Here is a 15,957-nt window from a genome sequence, read left to right on the forward strand (position 1 = left end):
AATGTGGAAATATCAATGGCACCGCTCTGCTGAATTCTATCTTCCTCTCCGTATAAGCCTCCGGCTCCCCTCCGTTTATGTTATATCCCAGCCAGAGATTTTATATAGATTTCCCGTATTTTTTCTCTGTCCGCAGGCATAGGATGGGTTGCAATACTTCCAACAGATACCTTCAGACAATTTTCGGTCATCCAGTCCACATCGGATTCATCAAAGCCCAGATCGGCCAGTGTTATATCCAGCCCCAGCTTCTTCTGAAAATTCTTTAAGGCCGATACCAATGTATGCTCATCCTCTCCCCCGAGGATCCGGGCAATTATCCCATATTTTTTCGGCGCGTAGGGGATGCTTTCCTCCAAGACCACCGGAGTAAGGGCTGCCAATCCTTTGCCATGGGAAATGTTTTTCAGTCCGCTGGCCGGATGTTCCATGCCATGGGGCAGCCCTACGCCGGCACAGTTGATGACCATTCCTCCAAGAGTACTTGCCCATGTGATCGCCTCCCAGTGTTCCGGAGCATTATCTCCCCCATAGATCGGAAGCAGGTGTTCAGCAATTAAACGCATACCTTCCCGTGCGTACATCTCTGTGATTGGCTGACCGATTACAGAGATGTAGCCTTCCATATTATGGCACAACGCGTCATATCCAACCGAGGCCAGAAGCTCCTTTGGCATAGTCATCATACATTCCGGATCGATGATAGATGTCTTGGGAATAATGGCATTGCAGCGCAGCGATTTTTTATCGCCGTTGGAGGGATTTGTCAGTACTGCGAAGCCATTTCCTTCGCTGCCGGTTCCACAGGTCGTAGGGATAGCGATCAAGGGCAGCGCCTGTGTGCCGGAACGCAGCCCAAAAATATAATCCATGATATCCCCGTCGTTTTTGACGATAAAGGCGACTGCCTTTGCACAGTCAATAATACTGCCGCCGCCCACAGCAACAACTACATCACACCCGTTTTCCTCAGCCTTTTTCGCTCCGGCATAGGCGATGGTGGTGGTCGGATTTGGGGTTACTTTATCAAATACAAGGCTTTCCACCCCGGATAACCTCAGCTGCTCCTGTACGCGATCCAGCAGCCCGGATTTTCGGGCGCTGTTTCCTCCGGTTACAAGCAATGCTTTTTTCCCCCAAGAGGAAACTACAGCTCCCGCTTCAGCTGTCCGCCCGTTTCCAAACAGTAGGTTCACGGGAAGATTAAAATCAAACTTCATCCTTCATCTCCTCCAGGCAGGTGCACAGTGACTGTTCCATAATCCGCAGGCCACATTCCAGCTGTTCATCCGTGATGACCAGCGGCGCAAGGAAGCGGATAACATTTCCATATGTTCCCGCGCTTTCCAACATCAGCCCATTTCTGACACATTCCGCAATCAGAGCGTTTGTAAGCTCCGGCGCCGGCTCTTTGGTCCCTTTGTCCTTAACCAGTTCCAGGCCCAACATTCCGCCAAGGCCGCGGATATCTCCAATACAGAAATACTTTTCACGCCACTGCATGTAACGCTCCGTTATCCTTTTTCCGATTTCCAGTGAACGCTCTGCCAGCTGATCCCGCTCCATAATTTCAATCGTTTTCAGCGCCGCGGCACACGCTAAAGCATTTCCACAATAGGTCCCTCCGATGGTTCCCTTAGCTGGAGCCTCCATAATCTCCTCCCTGGCAACAATCGCGGAAAGCGGAATACCGGCCGCAATGGATTTTGCGGTGGCAATAATATCCGGCGCCGCGTTGATCTCCTGCCAATACATCGAGGCGAACATACGTCCCGTACGGCAAAAACCGGACTGCACTTCATCCGCAATAAGCAGGATACCGTAAGTATCGCAGATTTCTCGGACGGTCCGGATCCACTCAAAGGGCGCCGGGATAAAACCGCCCTCGCCCTGTACCGGCTCGACAACAATAGCGGCAATGGTGTCCGCAGGCGCGCACTGTTCAAAAACCGCGGCGATGGAATCGAGATAATACTGGCAGGCTTTTTCTTTAGGCATCCCTTCCGGATTCCGGTAATAATACGGAAATTGGGCGCGGTACACCCCATCTGGAAACGGTCCCATGCCGGTGGCATAAGCTTTCTTTGAAGTCATAGACATCGTCAGCAGGGTGCGCCCGTGAAACGCGCCGGAAAAAACAAGGATATTATTTCTTTTTGTAAATGCCTTGGCAATTTTTACTGCGTTTTCCACAGCTTCAGCTCCGCTGTTGGCGAAAAATGCTTTTTTCTTCCGGCCTCTGACCGGAGCGATAGACGTAAGTTTTTCCGCCAGAGCCACATACCCTTCATGCGTAACAATATTAAACATCCCGTGAAAATATCTGTCTGCCTGCTCTTTGACGGCAGATATAACTTCCGGCTGGGAATATCCAATATTCAGGACGCCTACTCCGCCAATCCAGTCCAGGAATTTATTCCCATCGACATCTTCGATAATTGCTCCCTGGCCCCGGGCCGGCACCACCGGATACATACATCCTATGGCACTGGGAGTGCTTTCTTTCCGGCGCTTTATCACCTCTGACGCTTTCGGCCCCGGCAATGTTTCCGTAATGATTTCCGGCATATCTGTTCTTAACATAATAACTAATTTCCTCCCATTTGTTTACTGCTTTTAAATATCTGTGTTACTTTGACGCTTGCATAGCCAAACAGCATTCCGATAAAATTGGCTCCGGCAATCCAGATCAGCGCGTTAATCAGCGGCGGCATGCCATCAATTGACATATATTCTCCGGCGCCGTATCCGACAAAGATGCAAGAGTAGGCGTTAAAGGACACCAGGGACGGATTGCACGCCGGTATTTTCAATGTCAGCATCAATACAAATACCGTAATGATAACTGCCGCAATCGTTGCTGCCATAGAAGGCATGAATGCTCCGAAGGCGTCGATCAGCACAAAGGCGAGAACAGCCAGTACCGCTCCCGTAAGGATTGGAACAATACTTTTAGCAATAAGATCTGCGCTGGCGCCCAGGGTAAAGTACCAGGCCCAGCCAATAAAAAGTGCCCATACCGGTACTGACAAATACATAAACAAGCAGGATATCCCCGCTAGGATTGCCACAGAAAAGTCTAGTGATGTAAGTTTTTTCATCATCGTGCCCCTCCAGTCTTTTTTTATGATTACGCGAAGTAACCGTCCAGATTCACAACTTCAATTTGTTCCCTTTCAAACGCTTCACGCACAGCTTGCGCTACCTCACTGGCATTTGGCGCGTCTCCGTGAATGCATACCGTACAGCCCTCCACGGGGATCTGCTTTCCCTGTATGGTGTCAATTTTCTGCTCTTTTGCCACGGTGACCGCTCTCTGGGCTACTTCCTGCGGCGAACGGGCTTTTTTTACACGTTCCATTACCCAGTTGCCATTTTCGTCATATCCCAAGTCGATCAATACCTCCGGAGCGGTTTTCAGTCCCCGCGCTTTCGCCCGTTTTAACGCTTCGCATCCGGTATGGAGCATAATATAGAGCTCAGGGTTATAGCTTTCAATGGTGTCCAGAAACGTATCGATATATTTTTCCTGTTCGCCTACCATGCGGTACAAAATCCCATGCGGTTTTACGTGCTGCATTTTTAATCCATACTGTTTCAAAAAAGCGTCCATTGCTCCCAGCTGATAAATGATATCCGTCCGAAGCTCTTCCGGAGAAAGATCCATCTGCCGCCTTCCGAAACCCTGACGGTCCGGAAGCCCGATATGAGCCCCCACCGCCACCTGATACTGTTTTGCCCAGCGAATCGTCTGCTCTAAGACGAGGGGGTCCCCCGCATGAAAACCAGTGGCTATGTTCGCGCTTGTCACGTATGGCATCAAGCTTTCATCATTTCCAAGGCTATACCGGCCGAAGCTTTCCCCCATATCCACATTAAAATCAATTTTCTTCACGCTCTTCACGCTCCTTTATTCGGCATCGAGAATAATCATCGGTGTTCCCACATCCATCTCATCCCATTCGTCTACTAAAATTTCCTTGACGGTGCCTGCTTTTTCTGTCTGGCAGCTCATCTCGGTTTTCATGCAGTTAATGACCGCCAGCTCCTGTCCGGCTTCTACTGTATCTCCGACCTCACAAACAACTCTCGCTACTAACCCAGGCATATGCGCTTTCAGTGTGTATTCCATAATTTCTATCTCCTTTTTCTGTTTTTATATGGTTTTGATTCTCTCCTGCGGATTTCCAAACCACCCGCTTATTTCTCCCCTTTGCCGCAGCTAGGCAAACAAGTCTTTTGCTTCAAACAGCTTCTCCCTTTCCTCTCTTGCGGCAAGGGCTTCCTCCATTGTTGTCAGCTTAAAATGAACTTTGTCGCGGGCCGGGATACCCTGGCCGATTTTCCAAAGATCAGTGTTGATCACATTGGCAACACAGACAAATCCCCCCAGCGTAGGGCCGTCAGCGACCAACAGGGACGGGGTATTTCCGGTACAGTTAATCGCTCCCCGCATATTATAGCCGTGGTCTACAATATTGGATGGATGGGAGCCGCCTTTTCCGCCGTCCTTTCTCGCCCAAAACATATCTCCCGGAATCTCTTCCAGACGATACGCGGCCCGGTTCGCGTTATGAGAAATTTTGAAGCTGTGGCTAAACAGATAATCCATGCCTGTTTCTGTCACATAATCCGGAACGGAGTTTGGCCCGGGAATTGTGCGAAGCTCCCAATCGTTTTCATATACCGGGATATACTTCGGATTCAATTTTTTCCCCGCCAATCCGGCAAGATCCTTTTTATAAACCTTAAGGGTATCGCCTTTTGCCAGTTTTCTCCCCTCATAACCGCCATAACTGCCGAACAGACAGGTAGAACGGCTGCCCAAATAAGGAGGAACGTCGATGCCCCCGGCCAGGGTCAGATAAGAACGAAATCCCTTTGCCCCAAAGTGAGAAAGCTTTAAATGGTCGCCTGCCTTTACAGCGACTGCCTCCCACATGGGCATCGCCTCTCCATTAAGGGTCGGGGACATATCCGCTCCGCACAACGCCGCTATCCCATCTTCGGAAAATTCAAACTCACAATATCCGCCCGCTATTTCCAGCCCGGCATCTGTTCGCTCATTTCCCACAAGCTTATTCCCCAGCTGTAACGCCAGATTGTCCATTGCTCCGGCAGCCGCCATTCCAAGACCCATGTAACCCAAACGCCCGGGCCAATCTTCCACGAGAATTTCAATTCCGCCATTGATCACTTTAATCATAACCGTTACCTCCTTATAATGTCGGCGCCGTCTTTGCGCCAATTTCCTGCTTCCTTGCGAATTCTTCCGCTCCGCGGATCACCTCAGGTTTTGCCAGGAAATCCAGGTAATCTTTAACCGACAGCTGACTTTCTTTAATGTCGTAAACATAATCTGTCTTGTCATGGACGTGGGTATAAATATCCAAAATTTCTTTTTCGCTTGTCTCCACAAAGCGGATCCTGTCGCCGGAAGGACGATATAAAAACGGGCCGTTCTTAAACTGTGGATGCTTCATGGAAAACTGGAAGGTGGGAATTGTCCGGCCAAAAAGCTGGTAGCCTCCTCCGGTGGCTGTCGTATAGGTAAAGAGGCAGGCGCCCCCGATGCCAACCGCGCCCTCCGGGGTCCAGATGCGCGGCGGGTTATATTTAGGAACAATCATCTTGCACCGGGGATCCATCGGCCAAAAAAAGCCGCCGCCGGGCCAGAAGCCGCATCCGCTGTTATACCAGTCGGTTGTCAGCAGCATTTTTTTGATATCAGCCACTGTACAGCCGTTGCACTGCGCCATGTATTCCAGATTATATCCGTCGGCACAGTTGGGGGCCTCCGGGCGAACCTGCTTTAAATACATTTCCACCGCTTTTTTTGTTTCACTGTCTTCAAAAGCAATCGGCAGAGTAATGATCCTGGAGTCAATGACCATGGTGTTTATTCCGCTGATTGTTTCCTCTATCTCTTTGATTTTATCAATCATCTGCCGCGGAGAGATTTTCAGCGGATCAAAATGAATCATATTGGCCCTCAGGCTCGGAAGAGTTTCGATCAAGCCGTAAATGTTCGCGGCTTTTATCTTGGCGTCCACCGCTAAGATCCTGAAAGAGTCCAAAAGCTCCACTCTTTGTTCCTGCCCGTACTCAACCTGGATAAATCCATCGCCGGCCTCGCGAAACAGAATTTCTATCCGGTCGCCCTTTGCCGGAAGCGTGTCAAGAATCACATCGTACTTGCTCATAAACATGTCCTCCTATAGTTTGATTTGCGATAAAAATAAAAGAGATATATAACTTTCGTGATATACCCCTTTGCATATCCATTTACATGGCCAAATGAAATTTTCTTCTTATCATGGCGACTAATATTTCCGCCGTTTCGTCCACACTGCCATACAGGCTGGAATCAATCAAAATATCTTTATACAGAATATTCTCGCTGTAGGTTTTCGCATAGTGCAGCGTGTAGGATTCCCTCGCCTCATCCACGTCGCGTATCATTTTTTCGGCCTCCTCCGAAGTCATTTTAAGGATCTTCACACAGTTTTCCCTGCGCGCTTCGTATGGAGCGTAAATATAAATACTAAAATGGTTGGTATGATTTCTTAAAATATAATCTGAACAGCGCCCGATAAAGATGCAGGATTCTTTATCAGCCAGTTCCTCAATCAACTGCTTTTGTACCTCAAAAATACGATCCTGCTCTTCCTCCGAGTGTATGCCCAGCGGATAAGCCATTTCCCCAAAGTCAGACTCATACAGCTCCGCGCCCTCATCCACGCTTGACACCGGAAGATTCATTTTCTTGGCGAGAGCATCTACAATATCCCGGTCATAAAAATTAATGTTTAGCAATTCCGCCATTTTCTTTGCAATCGGCCGGCCAAGAGAACCAAACTGCCGGGAAATCGTAATACAATAGTTTTCCAGTCCGATATTGACTTTTTCAATATCAAGAAACGACGTATTGAAGTTCCCGCTGACAAAACTACGATTTCTCATAATTGCCAGATCGGTTACTATGTTCGTGGAGACACCCTCGATGGCAAATTTTTTCAGAGCCTTAATCATGTTGGCAATGCAGGCGTCCCGATCCTCTCCATAAGCGATTAGTTTGCAGAGCATTGGATCATAAAACGGTGAAATCCGATAAGATTCTTTCAAGGCGTGCTCGATGCGAATATTTCCCTGATTCTCCGGCGGGAATACCAACTTTTTGATCACACCCGGCGCCGGCTTGAAGGTTTTGGGGTCTTCCGCGTAAATTCGGCACTCGATGGCATGGCCTTTGAGCTGAATATCTTCCTGTTCATAATTTAGTCTTTCGCCGTTAGCCACACGAATCTGCTGTTCAACCAAATCCATTCCCGTCACATATTCAGAAACAGGATGTTCTACCTGAAGTCTCGCGTTGATTTCCATAAAGTAATAGGTGCCCTGTTCACTTCTCAAATATTCGATGGTGCCGGCACCGGAATATTTTATTGCCTTAATTATTTTTTTCGTATAAGAATAGAGTTTATTCCTATCTTCTCCCGATACTATAGGGGATGGCGACTCCTCTATAATCTTTTGAAAGCGTCTTTGGATAGAACATTCTCTTTCTCCAAAACACACCACATTACCATAATCGTCCGCCATAAACTGAACTTCTATGTGCCGTGACTGAGACACCATTTTTTCGATGTAAATATCACCGCTGGCAAAAGCCATCTGCCCGATACGCTGCATACTTTCAAAAATGGCTCTTGTTTCCTGTTTTGACTCAAAATGATCGATTTTTTCGATGCCTTTTCCTCCGCCTCCCCGATCTAGCTTAAGTAAAATTGGCAGCCCTACACGCTCTGCAGTTTCATAAATTTCTTTTATACCGGAAATTGGCCTGACTGTTCCAGGCGTAACTGGAACCCCAAGACGATCGGCAACTGTTCTACAATATACTTTGGACTCAATGCTTGATAAAATTTCAGGGTCAGGACCAATCCACTTAGCCCCCGTCTCCGACACAGCTTTGGCGAAATCCGCCGACTCAGACAAAAAACCGTATCCGGGATGTACCGCGTCAGCGCCGGATGCTCTGAGGGCCCCTATCAAAGCATCGATATTCAGATAACTCTTGACCGGCGCCGAAGAACCAATCGGATAGCTTTCGTCCGCCTTTTTAATATAATCAGCATCTTTATCCGATTCTGAGTATACAACGACGGTTTTTATGCCCATTTTTCGGCAGGTGCGCATAACGCGATTAACAATTTCACCACGATTCGCAATCAGAATTTTCTTAATCATAGCCTGGCTCCTTCCATCATAATGAAAAAGAAAAGGCAAAGAAATCTTGTTCAGACCTCTTTGCCTTTTCTTTTGATGAACGAATTATTGCACAACGCCCTCCGGAATACAATAGGGGCGGTAAACATTTTTTTTCGTTTGGGTTGTGCATCGTGCACAATCCGATTATAGATTATACAAGTTTTATACTGATTTCCTGATGGGACAGAAAACCGCAGCGTCCATCCGCATACCGCACATATAAGCGATATTGTTTATCCAGATCTAAGACTTCCGCCTCTTCAGGCAAATCTTTAAGTATTTGCTCCGTTGGCAGGGAATCACTTTTTTTCTTGATTTTTTCCGGTACCGGCAAAATCCATATTCTTTTTCCGATAACAAAACAGCGCTTTTTATATTCGGCAAAAAATGTATCTTCTGGTAACTGCCTGTAATAAGCAAAAAACTTCTTTAATAGCCCGACCACCAAATCATTTTTCAAATTTTCCTGCCATTCATCCGGCCCATAGAGGGCGCCGGCAATTTTCTCCACCGGCTTGGGAAAACCCTGCCGCGGTTCATAAACATTGATCCCTATTCCCACAATCACCCCGCTGACCTGGCCATTTTCATAAACACCGATGATTTCCGTAAGTATCCCGCTGGTTTTTTTCCCATGAAGCCATATATCGTTAGGCCATTTGATCTGAATGGCCTCTCCCTTGAGGCGCTCAATCGCCCGTGCCTGCGCCACAGCAGCCATAATCGTCAGCCTCATACTCTGCAGCGCATCAGCCTTTGGATGCAAAAGAATACTCATATAAATGCCCGTGGATTCAGGTGAATAAAAGCTTCTTCCTTTTGTTCCTCTGCCGTAGCTTTGCTTCCCCGCGATCAGCAGAAAATCCTCCTTCAATCCCTGGCGTGCCATACGCTTTAGCGCTTCATTTGTAGAGTCAATCTCCTCTACTACCCGAACCGCTATTGGTATGTCATATTTCTGTAATTCTTCGCGGATATAATGCTCCGATATCGTGTCCCTGTTCCTCATCATCTCACCATGTTTTTCTATTTGCTTGAGTTTTCCTGTTCAATTTATTATAATACAAGAAAATTAATTTTTATCAAGGAGTTTTTTATGGCTATTCTATTATCCGCCTTATATGAAAATTATAAAGATCAGTATCAGCTGCGTCTTGTGGCCGGCGTCTCCGCTCTATCCATTTCCGTTTCATGGGTATATGTTTTGGAAGATTTAAACAATATCCCTTTCCTGAGGGGAAATGAACTGCTTATTTCTACAGGATTGGCTATCCGAAATCACAGCGACTGGCTGTGGCAGCTGATAAAGGCTCTGGAGGGTAAGGCTTTTGCCGGGCTGATATTAAACGTCGGAAGCTATATAAAAAACGCTGATTTGACTCCTGATATCTTGGCTTATTGCGATGAACATCAAATTCCTCTGCTGACAATGCCGTGGAAAATACACATATCAGACATTATGCAGGATATGTGCACACTGATTTTCATGAGTAATTATCAGAAAAACCAGCTCACGACGGCTTTCCAGTCACTGATGTTTCCGTTGCCTGTCCCCCAGGATACGCTGTCTGTGCTTGCGAAAAATGGGTTTATGGAAAAAGATATTTATACAGTACTGCATATTCAAAATTTGATCTCAGCCGCATATATGGAGCGGCTCCTTACCGAGGAAAATATTTCCTACCATTTATTTGTAGATAAAAATCGCCTTGTTCTTGTTCTGCATAATTGTTCCGCCGGCCAATTGCAGGCGTTTATCCGGACGCTTTCTGAAAATACTTTATCTTCCGCTCATGCGTCTTTAATGATCGGCGTTGGGGAAACCGTGTCTTCCGTTTTTAACATCCGTTTCAGCTATGAAAGCGCCTTGACCGCTCTAAAGATTGCCCAAAAGCGGCGGCAGCCAGTTGTTTATTTCGATAGGCTCGGCCTGGAAAGGCTGCTGCTTTCTATACCGGATAAACAGATATTGCTTCACTTTTATGAAGATCACCTCAAAAATATAGAAAAGTACGACCAGAAAAATCATACAGAGCTTCTCCACACACTGGAAACCTACCTCAGTTCCGGGAAAAACATTTCAGATACCGCAAGCGCCCTTTATACCCACCGCAACACGATCCATCACCGGTTACGCAAAATTTCCGAACTGCTGGATACAGACCTAAATGATCCGGAAATAAGCCTGATGCTTAGTCTTGCCTTCCGGATACGTCCGTATATTTTACGTCAAACTGAAAACTAGATCTACGCCACCCTGTGGGATAACATCGCCATCTGACCGGGGCAGTTTACCACCGACTCTTCCATTCTCCAGGAGCCCGCCGGAATTGCGTGCATCCACTTATGACTGCCAATATCGCTATCGTCAGGATCTCTTCCAGCTTATGCTTTTTTGCATTCCCTTTCTTTCCCATCCTTATTGCTTTTGGCGGCTGTCTCTGGTACAATAGTCAGCAGAAATGGAGTGACAAGCTTATGGGAATGAGAATTCCGATAGAGACCTCCGCCAGGCATGCGCATATCAGCCAGGAGGATTTTGAAATATTGTTTGGAAAGGGAAAGGGCCTGACTTTTGTCAAGGAGTTAAGCCAGCCGGGACAGTATGTGGCGAAGGAACGGATCACGATCACAGGCCCCCGCGGGACTTTCCGGAATGTGGCGATATTGGGGCCATTTCGAAACGAGACACAGATAGAACTGTCTGTTACGGATACCCGGAAGTTCGGAGTGCCTGTGGTTATCCGGCAGTCGGGGGATCTGGCGGATACTCCGGGATGTACGATTCAGGCCGGACGGCGTTCTATTGAGCTGGATCACGGGGTGATTGTGGCAAAACGCCATATTCATATGACTCCGACGGAAGCATTAAAGATGCATGTTTCCGATAATGAAGAGGTGTTTGTTATAACCCAGAGTTATGAACGGGCGCTGATCTTTGCGGATGTGGTGGTTCGTGTCAATCCGAATTTCAGGCTTGCCATGCATGTGGATACCGATGAGTCTAACGCCTTTGCCGGCGATATCTCTCCCTATGGGGTTCTTTTGAAAATGTTTGACGGTGATGTATATAATCTGGCTTCCTGGGCAGAAGAATTACAGGATGGCATCAAGCGCTGATGCCATCCTGCTTTATTTAAGATTTTATGAAACTTTGATATTTTGATGGATTCTTCTAATTATTATCCAAAACTTTGATATTTCCGCTGGTAGATTCCAGGGTAATAACCAGATCTGAGGTACCGTTGCGCGTGCCCGATGCTTTGTTTCCTTTTTTATTATATTGCAGCTGGTCATCAAAAAAGGTTTTGATATCTCCGCTTGTGGTGGCAGCATCCAAAGTAAAGGCTGTATCTTGGGGCATCTGGAGCTTAACATTCCCGCTTGTGGACTCAGCATCAATGTTTGTAGTAATTTCGTCAAACTGGAGCGAGACATTCCCGGAAGCTGTTTCAAATTCGCCTCCTCCGACTGCTCCCATGACCTTGATATCGCCGCTGGCACAGCCTAATTCTAAGATACCCTGGGCATTTTCCAATTTAATATTTCCGGATGCCGTATCGGCTTCGGTGTCTCCTGTGCCGCCCAGGACGGTAATATTTCCGCTGGCGGTGGACAAATCTCTGCTGCCTTCCGCCAGATTCAAACTGATATTACCGCTTGCGGTTCCCGCATGAATGGATGAAGCATGTATTTCATTCATACGGATGTCCCCGCTGGCCGTGTCTGCCAAGAACACGGACAGACTCAGCACTTCATCCGATTTTATATTGCCGCTGGCGGTGGATACCTTTACGCTGCCCGCGTAGGATTTTGGCAGATAGATTTCCTCCCGGCAATTTTTTGTTCCGAAATTAAACAGGGAAAAATATTTCTTCTTCCCCTCGATCACCACTTTTCCGTCTTTTTCATATCCCGTGGAAAAATCCTGTTCTTTGGGTTTGAAACTCATATATTCTTTGAGCACCAGTTCCTGCGTATCTCCGATATAAAACACCACATCCTCCGAGAGATATTTTATGGTTATTTCCTCTGCCTGGCTCACATCAAAAGTCAGTGTATTCTCCAGGTTCATACTGCCTCCCAGATTCCCATAACTCATGCCGCCGTTGCCGATTATATAAAACATGATGCCCAGCGCCGCCACAAAAAGTACGGCAAAGCAGACGACCAGGCCTTTCATCATTTTCTTCATTATTTCCTCCATGCGTGATTTCTCGCACAAACTGGTTTCCCTTACAGGTATACCCGCATGCCGTTAGCTTCACGGCTTAAATATGGGAACATCCTACAGCTACTATAATCAATCCTTCCATTCCCTCAGACGGAACATCAGTATAATCACAGCCTGGGCGCACAGGGCTGCCAGGAAAATAATCCAGGTGGCATACCAGGCAAAAGTCAGGAAGCTTATGAAAAAGTAGAGTACCAGGGTCAGTGTCCAAAGCACGGCGCTGGCCGCGTTCCGGACCGATTTGTTCCGCTTTGAATTGAACTGCCATTCTTTAAAATCTTCCACTATGGTGTCTTCCCTCTTTTGATAAGGGCCGTAAAGGCTGCTGCTGTAGACCAGCATACAGGTGGGAACGATATCGATAATGATCATCAGCATAAAACCAATCAGCGATAAATCCGCATTGATAGGTATCATAGAATCAATTACCGTAAACAGAAGCAGGACCACAAAGGATAGTATGTATAATCCAGTAGCTGCGGTCTTAATCACCGCCATCTTTTTTCTCAATTCATTCCTAGTCTCCATATCCATTCCTACCTCCTCATTCAGCGAATCAAACAGCTCATCCACATTTCCAATCGAACTCACTACCATATCATAGGCGTCTTCCGCGGAAGTCCCTGCGTGGATCAGATCTTCATAGCGATCCTGCGAGTTTGACAACAGTTCCTCTTTTAATTCCAGGGCTTTCCTGGTTCTTGGCGCTTTTTTGAAAACTTCGTCCAGATAGTTTTTCAAATTCTCGTTCATGTTGATATCCTCCATTTATTGCAGCAATTTGTCAATCATTGCTTTGGCACTCTCCCAGTCCCGCTTCTGCTCCTCGTAGGCCTTCCGGCCCTTATCCGTGATCGAATAGTACCTTCGCCTGGCTCCTGTCCCTTCGTTACCCCAGTAGGAAACGATGTATTCCGCCTGCTCCAGTCTGCGGAACGCAGAATAAAGGGTGGCTTCTTTTAGTTCATAAGTATGATTCGTCGTTTCCATAATATCCTTGTTGATCTGGTATCCATAACTGTCCTGCTTGATCAGATGTGCCAAAATAATGGTTTCTGTGTGTCCACGGATTATATCCGATGTTATCGACATAGGCTGACCTCCTTTATCTGAGATACATTATATCTCTACATACCTCGTCTGTCAATGTATATTATTTCATAAAGTATATTATCTATGTGAGGTATCACTGCAGACACGATATCCTGTCTGGATTCCATCAGTATTGTGATTTTATCTGTATTGTGTTTTTATCTGTCCACCAATACTGTCTTGTCCTCCGGTATCATTGTCTTAACAGCGTCTTTATCCGCCACACACTTTCCCGTATGGAATCTTAACCTGCCTGGCTTTAAAATATAATCATATCCGAAAAAGAGCACTTTCCTCGTATGAAATAAAAAGCAATCACCATTAAACAAAGAAAGAACCGAACAGACTACAAACAGCACTGAACAAGGAGGATCCCTATGCATCAAACCCTTTTCAAAGGATCAGGCGTTGCACTGGTCACACCCATGAATACTGATCATACAGTCCATTATGAATTACTGGAACAACTCATTGAAAATCAGATCAGCCGGCACACAGATGCCATTATCATCACAGGTACCACCGGGGAAGCTTCCACACTCTCCATCAAGGAGCAGACAGAAGTCATCCGATGTACCGTCTCCTGTGCCGCCCACCGTGTTCCAGTCATTGCAGGTGCAGGCTCCAACTGTACCGCTCACGCCATCGAATTGTCCCTGCTGGCCCAAAAAGCCGGTGCCGACGCCCTGCTCCAGGTGACCCCATACTATAACAAATGTTCCCAGGCCGGTCTTGTCAGCCATTTTCACGCCATTGCCGCCACTACGGATCTGCCCATCCTTCTTTACAATATTCCTTCCAGAACCGGAGTCAATATCCTTCCTCAGACCTACCAGCAGCTCTGCGAAGCAGAGAATATCGTAGGCGTAAAAGAAGCCAGCGGAAACTTCTCCCAGATTGCCAAAATCGCTTCCATCTGCGGCAGCCGGCTGGATATCTATTCCGGCAATGACGATCAAATCACCTCCGCACTCGCACTGGGCGCCAAAGGAGTCATATCCGTGCTGGCTAACATCCTGCCCCAGGAGACACACGATATGTGCGAAAGCTTCTTCCAGGGCCATCCCGAAATCAGCGATGAACTCCAATTAAAATACCTGGAACTGATCGAAGCTTTATTTTACGATGTAAACCCCATTCCGGTAAAACAAGCCATGCGGTACATGGGCATTCCCGTCGGTCCCTGCCGCCTCCCTCTGTGTGAAATGGAACCCGTCATGGCTGAAAAGCTCTTAAAGGTGATGAAAAAATACCAGCTCACAGACCCGAAAGCCGAAACCGATTTTCACGGAAAAGCAAGTATCCTTCATGAAAACGGCCGCTCTTCCACACATTTTGTAAGGAGGCATTTCCAATATGCAAATTCATAAATACGGCTATTCCGGCAACCCGGAAGTTTTGATTCTTCATAAAAATACAGAACATGATTGGGATTGTGATAAAAATATGTTACAATGTATTCTGAAATATCACGTGACGATTGCCGCATTGGACAGCGGCGACGAACTACCGCTTCTGATCCGTTATCTGAAGCAATATGACAGCCGCCCCCTATATGCAATATGTGTATTCCACGATGAATGGGAAACGCTTTCCCGTTTATTTCGACGCCACAAGCTCAGCTATGAAAAACTGGTATACGAGAGCTCGTCCTGCGAACCGGGGACGCTGGTTCAGAAAACGTTAACAGCCATGTAATTCCAACGACATATCGTGATATTCCATCCATGAATGAACTGGGCAGAAAGGAGGTCATCGGGTTGAAAATCGTATTCGCAATTATCCATTCGGACGACAGTGTAAATGTCACCGAGGAACTGACCCTGAATCACTTCAGCGTCACCAAGCTGGCCACCACAGGCGGCTTTATGCGCAAGGGAAACACAACTCTTATGATCGGAACCGAAGAAGAGCGGGTAGAGGAGGCTATCACCATCATTAAAACCGAATGCGGAAAACGCAAACAGGTCATGTACAACATACCGTACACGGAAAATGCTCCTCCCGGAAACTGTACGGTCATCCCCGTCACGATAGACGTGGGCGGCGCGGTCATCTTCGTGGTGGACGTGGATCGGTATGAGAAGGTTTAGGGATTGAATTAGGACCCCGCCGGCTAATGTGTATCTGGCCTGAACCATAGCAGGGGCTGGCGGAGGGGCAGCGGGAGGTGCAGGGGCATGATTCTGCCGGGATGGCTGCGGTTGTTCGCAGGCCCCACGGCGGCTGTGCCCGGTTCCCGGTGGAAAATTGGACGGGCGCCCGGCATTGGGCGGCCGTGCAGCTGTTTAATAAAAACGGGGCAGTGGGGTCAGGATGCGGGGCGGTGTTCCACACCGACACGCAAGGGGCTCTGAGCC

General features: G+C 47.3%; 17 protein-coding genes and 1 pseudogene. 6 read left to right on the top strand and 12 right to left on the bottom strand.

The features are described 5' to 3' along the window. Positions 1–80: 80 nt before the first annotated feature. The 9 genes from KTH90_RS18535 to KTH90_RS18575 form a co-directional block, all read right to left on the bottom strand. On the bottom strand, positions 81–1,220 hold the full coding sequence (locus tag KTH90_RS18535) for an iron-containing alcohol dehydrogenase (RefSeq protein ID WP_158354262.1): 1,140 nt from the start codon (positions 1,218–1,220) through the stop codon (positions 81–83). Next, a complete protein-coding gene (locus tag KTH90_RS18540; protein ID WP_158354261.1) occupies positions 1,210–2,583 on the bottom strand; it encodes an aspartate aminotransferase family protein in 1,374 nt (457 codons plus the stop codon). The genes KTH90_RS18535 and KTH90_RS18540 overlap by 11 nt, the downstream gene beginning before the upstream one ends. 5 nt (positions 2,584–2,588) lie before the next feature. Next, positions 2,589–3,104, bottom strand: a complete 516-nt coding sequence (locus KTH90_RS18545; protein ID WP_238727245.1) for a DUF1097 domain-containing protein — start codon at positions 3,102–3,104, stop codon at positions 2,589–2,591. A gap of 26 nt (positions 3,105–3,130) precedes the next feature. Beyond that, positions 3,131–3,895: a 5-oxoprolinase subunit PxpA gene (locus KTH90_RS18550; RefSeq protein ID WP_238727246.1), complete on the bottom strand. Its 765-nt coding sequence runs from the start codon at positions 3,893–3,895 to the stop codon at positions 3,131–3,133. Positions 3,896–3,910: 15 nt separating this feature from the next. Continuing rightward, positions 3,911–4,132 (bottom strand): acetyl-CoA carboxylase biotin carboxyl carrier protein subunit, encoded by a 222-nt coding sequence (locus KTH90_RS18555; protein ID WP_158354260.1) that lies wholly within the window; start codon positions 4,130–4,132, stop codon positions 3,911–3,913. Between the two features lie 90 nt (positions 4,133–4,222). Further along, complete coding sequence (locus KTH90_RS18560; RefSeq protein WP_158354259.1) at positions 4,223–5,206, bottom strand: 5-oxoprolinase subunit C family protein; 984 nt, start codon at positions 5,204–5,206, stop codon at positions 4,223–4,225. 13 nt (positions 5,207–5,219) lie between these two features. Then, positions 5,220–6,203 (bottom strand): 5-oxoprolinase subunit B family protein, encoded by a 984-nt coding sequence (locus tag KTH90_RS18565; protein ID WP_158354258.1) that lies wholly within the window; start codon positions 6,201–6,203, stop codon positions 5,220–5,222. Positions 6,204–6,285: 82 nt separating this feature from the next. Next, positions 6,286–8,250 (bottom strand): ATP-binding protein, encoded by a 1,965-nt coding sequence (locus KTH90_RS18570; RefSeq protein ID WP_238727247.1) that lies wholly within the window; start codon positions 8,248–8,250, stop codon positions 6,286–6,288. A 172-nt stretch (positions 8,251–8,422) separates the two neighbouring features. Next, positions 8,423–9,283 (bottom strand): biotin--[acetyl-CoA-carboxylase] ligase, encoded by an 861-nt coding sequence (locus KTH90_RS18575; RefSeq protein WP_158354257.1) that lies wholly within the window; start codon positions 9,281–9,283, stop codon positions 8,423–8,425. An 84-nt stretch (positions 9,284–9,367) separates the two neighbouring features. Between KTH90_RS18575 and KTH90_RS25515 the strand changes: the two are divergent. The 3 genes and pseudogenes from KTH90_RS25515 to KTH90_RS18585 form a co-directional block, all read left to right on the top strand. Continuing rightward, positions 9,368–9,742, top strand: a pseudogene (locus KTH90_RS25515) (PucR family transcriptional regulator ligand-binding domain-containing protein); the annotation flags it as partial. A gap of 15 nt (positions 9,743–9,757) precedes the next feature. Further along, positions 9,758–10,516, top strand: coding sequence for a PucR family transcriptional regulator (locus tag KTH90_RS18580; protein ID WP_238727248.1), 759 nt, complete (start codon positions 9,758–9,760; stop codon positions 10,514–10,516). A gap of 233 nt (positions 10,517–10,749) precedes the next feature. Further along, complete coding sequence (locus KTH90_RS18585) at positions 10,750–11,391, top strand: PduL/EutD family phosphate acyltransferase (protein WP_158354255.1); 642 nt, start codon at positions 10,750–10,752, stop codon at positions 11,389–11,391. A gap of 55 nt (positions 11,392–11,446) precedes the next feature. Here the strand turns inward: KTH90_RS18585 and KTH90_RS18590 are convergent, their stop codons facing one another. The 3 genes from KTH90_RS18590 to KTH90_RS18600 all read right to left on the bottom strand — a co-directional run bounded on the left by KTH90_RS18590 (position 11,447) and on the right by KTH90_RS18600 (position 13,597). Beyond that, the gene (locus KTH90_RS18590) at positions 11,447–12,466 is read right to left on the bottom strand and encodes a DUF4097 family beta strand repeat-containing protein (RefSeq protein ID WP_238727249.1); all 1,020 of its coding nucleotides are present in this window, start codon (positions 12,464–12,466) and stop codon (positions 11,447–11,449) included. A gap of 108 nt (positions 12,467–12,574) precedes the next feature. Further along, positions 12,575–13,258: a permease prefix domain 1-containing protein gene (locus KTH90_RS18595; protein WP_158354253.1), complete on the bottom strand. Its 684-nt coding sequence runs from the start codon at positions 13,256–13,258 to the stop codon at positions 12,575–12,577. Between the two features lie 15 nt (positions 13,259–13,273). Continuing rightward, on the bottom strand, positions 13,274–13,597 hold the full coding sequence (locus tag KTH90_RS18600; RefSeq protein WP_158342713.1) for a PadR family transcriptional regulator: 324 nt from the start codon (positions 13,595–13,597) through the stop codon (positions 13,274–13,276). 377 nt (positions 13,598–13,974) lie between these two features. Here KTH90_RS18600 and dapA point away from each other — a divergent pair, with 377 nt between their 5' ends. From dapA to KTH90_RS18615, 3 genes are all read left to right on the top strand, one after another. Beyond that, positions 13,975–14,967: a 4-hydroxy-tetrahydrodipicolinate synthase gene (gene dapA / locus KTH90_RS18605; RefSeq protein WP_238727250.1), complete on the top strand. Its 993-nt coding sequence runs from the start codon at positions 13,975–13,977 to the stop codon at positions 14,965–14,967. Continuing rightward, entirely contained in the window at positions 14,954–15,295 is a 342-nt protein-coding gene (locus tag KTH90_RS18610) for a hypothetical protein (RefSeq protein ID WP_158354251.1), read from the top strand. Before dapA ends, KTH90_RS18610 begins: the two co-directional genes overlap by 14 nt. Before the next feature lie 62 nt (positions 15,296–15,357). Beyond that, the gene (locus tag KTH90_RS18615) at positions 15,358–15,690 is read left to right on the top strand and encodes a cyclic-di-AMP receptor (protein ID WP_158354250.1); all 333 of its coding nucleotides are present in this window, start codon (positions 15,358–15,360) and stop codon (positions 15,688–15,690) included. Positions 15,691–15,957 lie beyond the last annotated feature (267 nt).

It is taken from the genome of Diplocloster modestus, assembly GCF_019042245.1.
GTDB lineage: Bacteria > Bacillota > Clostridia > Lachnospirales > Lachnospiraceae > Diplocloster > Diplocloster modestus.